The sequence below is a fragment of the Roseomonas rosulenta genome, from assembly GCF_016106005.1.
Taxonomy (GTDB): Bacteria; Pseudomonadota; Alphaproteobacteria; order Acetobacterales; family Acetobacteraceae; genus Neoroseomonas; species Neoroseomonas rosulenta.
The window spans coordinates 1-11,256 of the sequence record NZ_JACADR010000140.1; the positions used below are offsets into that span (position 1 = coordinate 1).

At 71.4% G+C, this 11,256-nt stretch carries 9 protein-coding genes; 8 read left to right on the forward strand and 1 reads right to left on the reverse strand.

The annotated features are described in order from the left end of the window. Positions 1-356: 356 nt before the first annotated feature. From HW578_RS16160 to HW578_RS16180, 5 genes are all read left to right on the forward strand, one after another. Complete coding sequence (locus tag HW578_RS16160) at positions 357-1,547, forward strand: capsule biosynthesis protein (RefSeq protein ID WP_198371609.1); 1,191 nt, start codon at positions 357-359, stop codon at positions 1,545-1,547. After that, positions 1,537-3,381 carry a polysaccharide biosynthesis/export family protein gene (locus HW578_RS16165; protein WP_232479019.1) on the forward strand — a complete coding sequence of 615 codons (1,845 nt, stop codon included), beginning with the start codon at positions 1,537-1,539 and terminating at the stop codon, positions 3,379-3,381. Before HW578_RS16160 ends, HW578_RS16165 begins: the two co-directional genes overlap by 11 nt. A 10-nt stretch (positions 3,382-3,391) precedes the next feature. Beyond that, a complete protein-coding gene (locus HW578_RS16170) occupies positions 3,392-4,135 on the forward strand; it encodes a metallophosphoesterase family protein (protein ID WP_198371611.1) in 744 nt (247 codons plus the stop codon). A 3-nt stretch (positions 4,136-4,138) separates the two neighbouring features. Next, complete coding sequence (locus tag HW578_RS16175) at positions 4,139-5,548, forward strand: bifunctional serine/threonine-protein kinase/universal stress protein (protein WP_198371613.1); 1,410 nt, start codon at positions 4,139-4,141, stop codon at positions 5,546-5,548. 423 nt (positions 5,549-5,971) lie between these two features. Beyond that, entirely contained in the window at positions 5,972-6,937 is a 966-nt protein-coding gene (locus HW578_RS16180; RefSeq protein WP_198371615.1) for a LysR family transcriptional regulator, read from the forward strand. Positions 6,938-7,207: 270 nt separating this feature from the next. On the opposite strand, the gene HW578_RS16185 is transcribed toward HW578_RS16180, so the two are convergent. Continuing rightward, positions 7,208-8,812: a peptide chain release factor 3 gene (locus HW578_RS16185; protein WP_232479020.1), complete on the reverse strand. Its 1,605-nt coding sequence runs from the start codon at positions 8,810-8,812 to the stop codon at positions 7,208-7,210. A gap of 207 nt (positions 8,813-9,019) precedes the next feature. Here HW578_RS16185 and galU point away from each other — a divergent pair, with 207 nt between their 5' ends. The 3 genes from galU to HW578_RS16200 are packed head-to-tail and all read left to right on the forward strand — an operon-like array spanning position 9,020 to position 11,212. Further along, positions 9,020-9,892 (forward strand): UTP--glucose-1-phosphate uridylyltransferase GalU, encoded by an 873-nt coding sequence (galU, locus tag HW578_RS16190; RefSeq protein ID WP_369407906.1) that lies wholly within the window; start codon positions 9,020-9,022, stop codon positions 9,890-9,892. Beyond that, a complete protein-coding gene (locus HW578_RS16195; RefSeq protein WP_232479021.1) occupies positions 9,885-10,859 on the forward strand; it encodes a polysaccharide deacetylase family protein in 975 nt (324 codons plus the stop codon). Before galU ends, HW578_RS16195 begins: the two co-directional genes overlap by 8 nt. Positions 10,860-10,870: 11 nt before the next feature. Continuing rightward, the gene (locus tag HW578_RS16200; protein WP_198371618.1) at positions 10,871-11,212 is read left to right on the forward strand and encodes a DUF4087 domain-containing protein; all 342 of its coding nucleotides are present in this window, start codon (positions 10,871-10,873) and stop codon (positions 11,210-11,212) included. Positions 11,213-11,256: the final 44 nt, after the last annotated feature.

The window sequence follows — 11,256 nt, forward strand, 5'->3', positions numbered from 1 at the left end:
CAGCGCCGCTACATGAGCCTTGAGACGCTCGCCCCCATCAGCGATGCTCCCAATGTCAGCCTGCCCGCCGTGGCAGACTGAACGCAGCTCATACCCGCTCAGGAGACCAGGGCGCTCCTACACCACGTCACGGGACGCTACCTTCCGTCGCGCCATGGGGGAGCTCCTTCTTTCCCATCATGACCGGCCATACACGGAAATTCAGACAGTCCCCACCAAGTTCGGCCGTGCCTTCGTCGCCCGGCTACAGAGTGCAGGCCTGATCATCGTTACCCACCAGCCCTCCCTGGTCCGCCAGCACTGCTCGCGCGCGGCAGTGCTGGATCAAGGGACGCTGACCTTCTACGAAGACATCGATGAAGCTCTCGCCACCTACAATAGTCTTTAAACCCGGCAAGGCCGAGCCGGTCGAGGCCTGGAGCGAGGCCAGGCCGACCCCACCGCCCAGGCCGGAGCGGCGGCTGCGGCGCTTCCTGCGCCACCCCTTCACCTGGTGCGTGCTGGTGCCCACGCTTCTGGTGACCGCCTATTTCTACGTGCTGGCGTCGCCGCAACACGTCTCGGAGGCACGCTTCGTCGTACGCTCGCGCGCCGATGCGCCGCAGCTCTCGCTCGGCGCCGTGATCTCGGCCGCGACCGGGGGCGGCGGCGGATCGGTGACCGACGCGAACAGCGTGCGCGACTTCCTGCTGTCCCACGATGCCGTGATGCGCACACAGGAGCAGGTCGATCTGATCGCGATGTGGACGCGCGACGATGCCGATTTCTTCGCGCGGCTGCGCTACGACGACCCGGAGCGGCTGACGAAGTTCTACAACTCCATGGTCTCGGCCAGCCTCGACACCTCGACCGGCGTGACGACGCTGCGCGTGCGCAGCTTCCGGCCCTCGGATTCGCAGCAGATCGCCACAACGCTGCTCTCGCTGTCGGAAGCCCTGGTGAACAGCCTGTCCGAACGCGCCCGCGAGGACGCGCTCAGGATCGCCCGCGCCGAGCTCGTGGTGGCCGAGCAGCGCGTGGCGGAATCCCGCGCGGCGCTGACGCGCTTCCGCGAACAGCAGCAGGACCTCGACAGTGCCGGCACCGCCACCGCCGCGGCGACCACCATCTCGGCCATGGAAAGCGCGCTGACCGCGGCCAATGCGGAACTGCGCGAACGCATGGCCTACATGCGCCCCGACAACCCCGCCCTGCAGGTCACCCGCAACCGGATCGAGGCGCTGGAACGCCAGATCGCGGCGGAGCGCGCACGCCGCACCCAGGGCGACGACGCGCTCGCCCAGCAGCTCGGCAGCTTCGAGCGGCTGATGCTGGAACGCGAATTCGCCGACCGCCAGCTCGCCTCTGCCACCGCCAGCCTGGAAGCCGCCCGCGTCGAGGCACAGCGCCAGCAGGTCTACATCGCGCGCGTGGTCGAACCGAACCTAGCCGTCTATCCCCTCTATCCTCGGAAGATCATCAGTGTGGGCAGCGTCTTTCTTGGGCTCTCGGTGGCGTTCGGCATCGGTTGGCTACTGGTCGCGGGCATGCGTGAACATGCGGTCTGAGGCGCTGCGCGGCGCGCTTGCCGCGCTGCTGGTCCTGATGGGGCCGGTGGTGGCCCAGGATGCGTCGGCGCAGCAGAACCGCACCCTGGCGCCTGGCATCGGCGGCGTGCCGGGCCAGTTGCCGGGCTTCCCGCTGCTGGGCCAGAACGCAGCGCCCGGCGCCGCCGGCACGATGGTGCCGGGCGCCGCACCCGCCGTGCAGCCGCCGCCGACCTTCGACCAGCGCTCGCTCGCCGACATCCCAGGCCAGCAGCGCGGCACGGAACGCCTCGGCAGCCCCACCCAGGCGGAGGGCGGCGCGTCGCTGGTCGCCCCGCTCGGCGACCAGGCGCGCATCGCCGGGCCCGCCACCGCGGTGTTCGGCGCGGCGCTCTTCACCGGCCAGCAGCAGAGCTTCTCGGAAGCGCCCAACCCCAACTACGTGCTGGCCCCGGGCGACCGCGTGAGCGTCCGCGCCTGGGGCGCGGTCGATTCCGAGCTGGTCGGCGTGATCGACCCCGCCGGCAACCTGTTCCTGCCCAATATCGGCCCGGTGCGCGTCGCCGGCGTGCGCGTGGGCGACCTGCAGGCGGTGGTCGAGGGCGAGATCCGCAAGGTCTACACCACCCAGGTGCAGGTCTATGCAACCGTGCTCTCCACCCAGCGCATCGGGCTGTTCGTCGCCGGCTTCGTGCGATCTCCCGGCCGCTATGCCGGCGTGGCGTCGGAGAGCATCCTCGATTTCCTCGTGCGCGCGGGCGGCGTCGATCCGGGGCGCGAGTCCTTTCGCGAGATCACGGTGACGCGCGGCGGCGGCACCATCGCCAGCGTCGACCTGTATCGCTTCCTGCTGCAAGGCCAGCTGCCGCAGATCCGCCTGCAGGAAGGCGACACCATCATCGTGGGCCGCCAGCGCGCCATGATCGGCGCCGACGGCGCGGTGCGGAACAACTACCTGTTCGAGAGTACCAGCCGCGCCAATCTCAGCGGCCGCGAGCTGATCGACCTCGCCCGCCCGCTGCCGGCGGCGACCAACGCCGTGGTGCGCGGGGTGCGCGCCTCGCAGCCCTTCTCGCGCTACATGACGCTGACGGAGCTGGCGCAGCAGACGCTGCTCGACCAGGACACCGTGACCTTCGTGGCGGACGTCTCGGCCCGCACCATCCGCGTGAACGTCGAGGGCAGCCGGCTCTATCCCTCGGTGCTGGTGGCGGACCGCGACATGACGCTGTGCGGCATCCTCGACCACATCGCGGTGGACGCGCAGCTCGCAAATACCGAGGGCGTGTTCCTCCTGCGGCCTTCCCTCGCGCTCTCGCAGAAGCGCGCGATCGACGAGGCGCTCGACCGGCTCGAGCGGCAGCTCTTCCTGGCGCCCTCGGCGACCACGCGCATCGCCGAATCCCGCGCCCAGGAAGCCAACCTGATCTCGCAATACATCTCGCGCGCGCGCCGCGTGCAGCCCGAGGGGCGCGTGGTGGTGATGGGCGCCGCCGGCGCCTGCGCGCCGATCCGGCTCGAGAACGGCGACATCATCGTCATCCCCGAACGCTCCCAGACCGTCTTCGTGCAGGGCGAGGTCAACATGGCCCAGCCGGTGATCTGGCGCGAGGGCTGGGGCATCGAGCAGTATCTCGAGGCCGCGGGCGGGCTGACCGCGCGCGGCGCGCGATCGACCCTGATGCTGCGCCGCCCATCGGGCGAGGTCGTGCTCGATCCCCGCGTGCCGCCGCGCGCGGGGGACGAGCTGATCGCCCTGCCCTATCTCGACCCGAAGTACTGGCAGATGGGTACCGACCTGGTCACCGCGCTGTTCCAGATCGCGCTCGCCGCGCGCGTCTTCATCAACAACTGACGGCCCGGGCATGCGTATCGCGATCCTCGCCGACGTGCATGCCAACCTCGAGGCCTTCCGCGCCTGCCTTGATCATGCCCGTGCGCGCGGGGCGGAGCGCTTCGCCCTGCTCGGCGACCTGGTCGGCTATGGCGCGAGCCCCGAGGCGGTGATCGAGATCGCGATGGCGCTGGTCGCCGCCGGCGCGCTGGCGCTGCTCGGCAACCATGACGAGGCCGCGGTCTCCGGCAGCGCGGCCGGCATGAACGACATGGCGGCGCTGGCCATCTCCTGGACGCGCCGGCGCCTGACCGACGCGCAGCGCAGCTTCCTCGCCGCCCTGCCCCTCACGCACGAGGAGGACGGGCGGCTCTTCGTCCATGCCGATGCCTCGGCGCCGGGGCGATGGCGCTATGTCAGCGACGCGCTGACGGCGAGGCGCAGCCTAGAGGCCACCGACGCACAGATGACCTTCTGCGGGCATGTGCATCGCCCCGCGCTCTACAGCCTGGGCGAGACCGACAAGGTCAATACCTTCACACCGGTCTGCGGCGTGCCGGTGCCGCTGGCGCGCGGGCGCCGCTGGCTCGCGGTGCTGGGCGCGGTCGGTCAGCCGCGCGACGGCAACCCCGCCGCCTGCTATGCCCTGCTCGACACCGCGCGCGGCGAGGTCGCCTGGCAGCGCGTGCCCTACGACATCGCGGCGGCGGCGGCGAAGATCCGCGCCGCGGGCCTGCCCGCGAGCCTCGCCGACCGCCTGTTCCTCGGCCGCTGACCCATGCCGCTGCGCGGGCGGACCATCGACGGATTCGAGGTGGGCGAGGTGCTACACGAGGGCGGCATGGCGCTGCTCTATCGGGTCTCGCGCCCCGATGACGACACGCCGCTGCTGATGAAGGTGCCGCGGCTGCGCGCCGGCGAGGACGCGGCCTCGATCGTCTCCTTCGAGATGGAGCAGATGATCATGCCGCGCCTGGCCGGGCCGCATGTGCCGCGCTTCGTGGCCATGGCCGGCTTCGAGACCGAGCCCTACATCGTGATGGAGCGCATCGAGGGCGCGGCGCTGTCGCTGCGGCTGCGCGAGGTGCCGCTGCCGCCCGACCAGGTGGCGACGATCGGCGCGGCCATCGCCGATGCGCTGGACGACCTGCACCAGCAGCACGTCGTCCATCTGGACGTGAAGCCCGCCAACATCCTGTTCCGCCCCGACGGCACCGCGGTGATGGTCGACTACGGCCTCGCGCACCATGACCAGCTGCCCGACCTGATGGCCGAGGAATTCCGCCTGCCCTACGGCTCCACCCCCTACATGGCGCCGGAGCAGGTGCTGGGCATCCGGCATGACCCGCGCAGCGACCTGTTCGCGCTGGGGGCGCTGATGTACCAGCTCGCCACCGGCGAGACGCCCTTCGGCGAGCCCCAGCACCTCAAGGGCGTGAAGCGCCGCCTGTGGCGCGATCCCGTGCCGCCCCGCCGGCGCCAGGACGCCATCCCGCCCTGGTTGCAGGAGGTGATCCTGCGCTGCCTGGAAGTCAGCCCGGACCGCCGCCACCCCACGGCCGCGCAACTCGCCCTCGACCTGCGCCACCCCGCCCAGATCGCGCTCACTGCGCGCGCCGAGCGCCGCCGGCGCGACGACATCCTCACCGTGCTGCGCCGCCGCCTGCGCCCCGAACCGCTGGTGCCGCGGCGCCTCGACACGGCCGGGCGGATTGCCGCCGCGCCCATCCTGGCGGTGGCGATCGACCTGTCGCAGACCACCGACGAACTCGCCGCCCTGCTGCGCAGCCAGGTGCAGAAGATGCTCGCGAGCCGGCCACGCGCGCGGCTCGCCTGCCTCCATGTCCTGCGCGGCGCCGCCGCGGCCGGGGCGGGCGACGAGGCCGCGCAGAACCGCCACGTGCAGTGCCTGCTGGAACTGCGCCACTGGGCCGCGCCGCTGAACCTCGCCCAGGGCCGCGCCACCTTCCACGTTCTGGAGGGGGCGGATGCGGCCGAGGCCATCCTGGACTACGCGCGCGCCAACCGCGTCGACCACCTGGTGCTGGGTGCGCGGGAGAACTCCCTATCGCGCCGCCTGCTCGGCTCGGTCTCGGGGCAGGTGGCGGCGGAGGCGCCGTGCTCGGTGACCGTGGTGCGACGCCGTCGCGCAGGCGAGGGCGATCACGGGCCGGCGGGCAGCGACTGACACCGGGCGCACGAAGGTTTCATCTTCGTGCGCCTTCGGCGTGTCGTGCCGGAGGCACGCGTTCGGATTGACGTGCCGCAGGCACGCCTTCGGCGTAACGCGGACCGCATCGGCGGGCCCTGGTTTCGCCGGATCGCCCGCCGGCCGCATGCGCGGCATCGGCCCTGCGGGCCGCAGGTCGAAACTTTGTGCGCCTGGCATGAGCCCCCCTTCCCGACGGACCCAGGCCGGTGGGCGGCGACCGCGTCGCGCGGTCGGGCAGCGCCCTGGGCCGCGGCGACCTGGACGGGTGCATCAAGCCCTTGAACACCGCGGGGCTTTCGTTCCAAATCGATCCGACCACGCGACGGATGCGCGGACCAGAGCCCTGCATCACGCTTCGCCGGGCCGCGCACCGCGCCGCAACGGCGCAAGGAAGACCGCATGGCGACCCTGAAGGGGCTGGACCTCAACCTGCTCCTGGTGTTCGAGGCGCTGTACGATACCCGCTCGGTCTCGCGCGCCGGGCTCAGGCTCGGGCTCAGCCAATCGGCCACCAGCCACGCGCTGGGGCGGCTGCGCGAGACCTGCCGCGACGAATTGTTCCTGCGCACGCCGACCGGCATGACGCCGACCCCCGTCGCCAACCGCATCTTCCCCGAGATCCGCCAGGCGCTCGAGGCCCTGCGCCATTCGGTGGAGGAAGCGCGCGGCTTCGACCCCGCCACCAGCACGCGCCGCTTCGAGGTGGCGATCCCCCACCCGATGGGCCCCGAATATGCGCTGCGCCTGCGCGACGCGGCCCTGGCCGCCGCACCTGGCGTGCGGCTGCGCTTCGACACGCGCACGCTGGCCGATGATGCGCCGAATCTGATGCGCGAGGGGTTGCTCGACCTCGCGGTGGACTGGATTCCGGCCGCCGACGACCGCTTCGTGAACAAGCGCATCTTCGACGACAGCCTGGTGATCGCCGCCCGCGGGGGGCATCCGCGTGCCTTCAAGGGCATGGGCTGGCGGCACCTGGCAGCGGAGGAATTCGTCCGCTGCCACCGCCGCGCGCCCGAGCGCCGGCCCAGGGCGCTGTCCGGCAAGCTGTGGGACCTCATGGCGGAAAGCCGGATGATCGTGAGCGAGTATCTCGAAGTGCCCTTCGTGATCTCGCGCACCGACTATCTCGGCGTGCTGCCGCGCTCGATGGCGCGCATCGCGGAGAAGGAGTTCCGCATGATCATCACCGACGTGCCCGGCCCTCCGATCCGCATCCCGATCTGGCTGGTCTGGCACGAAGGTCGCCGGCGCGATGCGGGCCATGCCTGGCTGCGCGCCCTGGTCACGCGGGAGATGCAGGCCGCGGCCGCCGAGGCCGGGCTCGGCCGCGACGCCAACGCGATGCCGGTCGCGGCGGAGTAACCGCGGCGGCCAGCGCACGGTCATCTCCCACCAGGAGCACTGCATGCGGATCGCGCGCAGGCGCGTTCCGGGAGGGAACGGCGCGCAAGCCGGGTGACCGGAGCCCGCGCCCGGCCCCTGAGGGCAAACACGAACTCGGATCGCGCTTTGCGCGATCCGGGACCGCCCGGCGCGACCGCGCCCCGGACCGTCAGCCGCGCCCGGCGAACCAGTGCTGGGCGCGCAAGCCAAGCGGCCGGAGGCCGCGCCCGGCGCCTGAGGGCGAGAACATCACCCCGATACCAACCCGTGCTGCTCGCGCACCGGCAGAAAGCGGATCATCGGCCATTCCTCCTCGGCGCGGCGGCGGCGCCAGTCGGAGGTGAAGAAGGCAACCTGCTCGGAATCGTGGTCCTCGGCCATGTCCATGCGGTTGCTCGCGGCGAAGCGCTCGATCGCCGCGCGGTCGTCGGATGCCATCCAGCGCGTCAGCGTCCAGGGCGCCGCCTCGAAGGATGCGGGCACGCCGTATTCGGCCTTCAGGCGCGACTGCAGCACATCGAGCTGCAGCAGCCCCACGACGCCCACGATCGGCTGAGACCCGTCCAGCGGGCGGAACAGCTGCACCACGCCCTCATCGGCCAGTTCATCGAGCGCCTTGCGAAGCTTCTTGGCGAGCATGGGGTCATCGAGGCGCACCCGGCGCAGATGCTCCGGCGCGAAGGAGGGCACGCCCTGGAAGTTCAGCGCCTCGTTCTCGGTCAGCGTATCGCCGATGCGGATGCCGCCATGGGTCGCGATGCCGACCACGTCGCCCGGCCAGGCTTCCTCGGCCACCTGGCGGTCCTTTGCAAAGAAGAAGAGCGGCGCGTTGACCGGCACCAGCTTCCCGGTGCGCACCTGGCGCAGGCGCATGCCCTTCTCGAGCCGGCCGGAGCAGATGCGCAGGAAGGCCACGCGGTCGCGGTGCTGCGGGTCCATGTTCGCCTGGATCTTGAACACGAAGCCGGACAGCTTGGGTTCCTCCGGCCGCACCAGGCGCGTATCGGCCGGGCGTGGGCGCGGCGGGGGCGCGAAGCGCGCCAGGCCCTCCAGCAGATGCGCCACGCCGAAATCGCGCAGGGCCGAGCCGAAGAAGACCGGCGTGAGCGATCCCTCCAGGAACCGCCCGAGGTCGAATTCGGCGCAGCCACCGGCCGCCAGTTCCGCCTGCTCGCGCAGCGTGGCCGCCAGCCCCTCCGGCACATGCGCGCCCATCGCCGGGTCATCGAGGCCCGACAGCGCGATCACCTCCTCGCTGTCCACCATGCGCAGCGATGGGCGCAGCATGTCGTAAACGCCGCGCAGGTCGGCCCCCTGCCCGACCGGCCAGGCGACCGGCGCGGCGTCGAGTGCGAGCGTCTTCTCGATCTCGTCCAGCAGCTCGAAGGGGTCGCGCCCCTCGCGGTCCATCTTGTTGACGAAGGTGATGATGGGGATGTCGCGCAGCCGGCAGACCTCGAACAGCTTGCGGGTCTGGCTCTCGATGCCCTTGGCGGCGTCGAGCACCATCACCGCCGCATCGACGGCGGTCAGCGTGCGGTAGGTGTCCTCGGAGAAATCCTCGTGGCCCGGCGTGTCCAGCAGGGTGAAGACCGTGCCGTCCTTCTCGAAGGTCATCACGCTGGTCGCGACCGAGATGCCGCGTTCCTGCTCGATCTTCATCCAGTCCGAGCGCGTGCGGCGCGCGTTCCCCTTCGCGCGCACCTGGCCGGCGAGCTGGATGGCGCCGCCCTTGAGCAGCAGCTTCTCGGTCAGCGTGGTCTTGCCGGCATCCGGGTGGGCGATGATGGCGAAGGACCGGCGCCGCGCGGCCTCGGCGGCCACGCGGGCATCCGCGGGGAGGGGCATGTCCATGGTGGGCTGAGCCTATAGGCCAGAACGCCCGGGCCGGGAAACCGGCAGATGGGCCGCCGCGGGCACGCGCAGCTGCAGCAGGGGTGCAACGCCGCCCGGGAACCAGGCCTTGGTGCCCCGGCCCGGCCGCATCCCGCTTACGCCATATTCGCGACCTTGCGGCATGATCTGGTATTGCCGCCGGACATTATCGAGGAAACGACACCCGTGCCACTCAAGCCCCTCAAGAAGGCCGTCCTGCCCGTCGCGGGCCTGGGGACCCGATTCCTGCCCGCCACCAAGGCGATGGCCAAGGAAATGCTGCCCGTGGTGGACAAGCCCCTGATCCAGTACGCGGTGGAGGAGGCGCGCGCCGCGGGCATCGAGCAGTTCTGCTTCATCACCGGCCGCGGCAAGACCGCCATCGTCGAGCATTTCGACGTGGCCTACGAGCTGGAACGCACACTCGCCGACCGCAACAAGACCGCGGAGCTGGACGCGCTGCGCGCCCAGGCCATGGTGCCGGGCTCGATCGTGACGGTGCGCCAGCAGGTGCCCATGGGCCTCGGCCACGCGATCTGGTGCGCCCGCGCCTTCGTGGGCGACGACCCCTTCGCGATCCTGCTGCCCGACGACCTGATGATGTGCGACGTCTCCTGCACCGCGCAGCTGGCGGCCGCCTATCAGGAGACCGGCGGCAACGTGGTGGCGATCGAGGAGGTGCCGCGCGAACGCGTCAACCGCTACGGCGTGCTCGATGTCGATCAGGACAAGGGTCGCCTGGTCTCGGTGAAGGGCCTGGTCGAGAAGCCCCCGGTCGAGAAGGCGCCGTCAAACCTGACCGTGATCGGCCGCTACGTCCTGATGCCCGAGGTGATCGGCCATCTCGCGAAGATGGAGAAGGGCGCGGGCGGCGAGGTCCAGCTCACCGACGGCATGGCCAAGCTCATCGGCCACCAGCCCTTCCACGGCCTGCGCTATGAAGGCAAGCGCTTCGACTGCGGCGACAAGGCCGGATTCCTGGAGGCGCAGGTCGCCTTCGCGCTGAAGCGTCCGGACCTTGCTCCCGCCATGCAGGCGATCCTCAAGGCCTATGGTTGAGGGCACGCTGCCCGGCGGGATGCCGCCGGCCGATCGCGACCTTGGCGGCTACGGCGGCAACCCGCCTGACCCGGCCTGGCCGAGGGGCGCGCGCCTCGCGCTCTCGATCGTGGTGAATGTCGAGGAAGGCGCGGAACTCTCGATCGCCTCCGGCGACGAGCGCAACGAGAGCGGACCCGAGACCGGGCAGCTGGTGCAGGGTGTCCCCGACCCCTGCATGGAGACGCATTTCGCCTATGGCTCGCGCGTCGGGCTGTGGCGGGTGATGGACGTGCTCGACCGCTACGGGGTGAAGGCCACCTTCTCCTGCTGCGCCCGTGCGGTGGCCGTGACCCCTGCCCTCGCCGCGGCCCCCGCGGCGCGCGGACACGAGGTCAGCGCCCATGGCTGGCGCTGGGAAATGCATGCCAACATGCCCGAGGCGACCGAGCGCGCGGTCATCGCGCGCACCGTCGCGACGCTCGCCGAACACGCCGGCACGCGGCCGGTGGGCTGGCACACCAAGTCCGCGCCCTCGGTCAACACGCGCCGGCTGCTCCTGGAAGACGGCGGGTTTCTCTATGACTCCGACGCCTATGACGACGACCTGCCGCGCCTGGTGCCCGGCGCCGCCGGCCGTCCACACGTCATCCTGCCCTACGCCTTCGACACCAACGACATGCGCTTCCGCCCGGGGCAGGGCTTCGTCTTCGCCGAGGATTTCTCGCGCTACTGCATCGCATCCTTCGACCGGCTGATGGCCGAGGGCGGGCGGATGATGTCGGTCGGGCTGCACCTGCGCACGATCGGGCGGCCGGGGCGGATCGCCGGCCTCGAGCAGCTGCTCGACCATGTCGCGCGGGCGGGCGATGCGGTCTGGATCGCGCGGCGGCGCGACATCGCGCAGCACTGGCTGAAGCGCTTCGGACAGCCGGCGCCCCGCGCGCGGTATCCTGCGCCCCATCCGGCAGCGATGGACGGGATATGAGGCGCGCAGTGGTGATCCTGGCGATCCTGGCGGCGACCGGCGGCCCGGCGCTGGCGCAGGAACGGCGCTGCGGCTGGCTCGACAATCCCGGCCCGGGCAACTGGTCGCTGACCGACCGCGACGGGCGCTGGGTGCTCTGGACCCAAGGCCGTGCGATGCCGCCGGGCATGCGCGAGGTGACAGGCATGACGGCGCAGGACTGGGTCAGGCCGGTGGGCAACTACGGCTACGGATGCGCCTGCCTGACGGTCGTCGCGGATCCTGCGACGCGCGTCGTTAACCGGGTCACGCAGGCCCGGCAGTTGCCGGTCTCGCGTTGCGCCGCCGACCCGGCCCTGCCGCCGCGCGGCTGAGGCCGCACGGCCCCGCGGCGCGGGCGGGGCGCTGGCGGGGCGAC

Bases quoted from the DNA above. Each gene is read 5' to 3' on its own strand.
- HW578_RS16160 (WP_198371609.1), top strand. From the start codon at position 357: ATGAAGCTCTCGCCACCTACAATAGTCTTTAAACCCGGCAAGGCCGAG.
- HW578_RS16175 (WP_198371613.1), top strand. From the start codon at position 4,139: ATGCCGCTGCGCGGGCGGACCATCGACGGATTCGAGGTGGGCGAGGTG.
- HW578_RS16170 (WP_198371611.1), top strand. From the start codon at position 3,392: ATGCGTATCGCGATCCTCGCCGACGTGCATGCCAACCTCGAGGCCTTC.
- HW578_RS16165 (WP_232479019.1), top strand. From the start codon at position 1,537: ATGCGGTCTGAGGCGCTGCGCGGCGCGCTTGCCGCGCTGCTGGTCCTG.
- HW578_RS16185 (WP_232479020.1), bottom strand. From the start codon at position 8,812: ATGGACATGCCCCTCCCCGCGGATGCCCGCGTGGCCGCCGAGGCCGCG.
- HW578_RS16195 (WP_232479021.1), top strand. From the start codon at position 9,885: ATGGTTGAGGGCACGCTGCCCGGCGGGATGCCGCCGGCCGATCGCGAC.
- HW578_RS16180 (WP_198371615.1), top strand. From the start codon at position 5,972: ATGGCGACCCTGAAGGGGCTGGACCTCAACCTGCTCCTGGTGTTCGAG.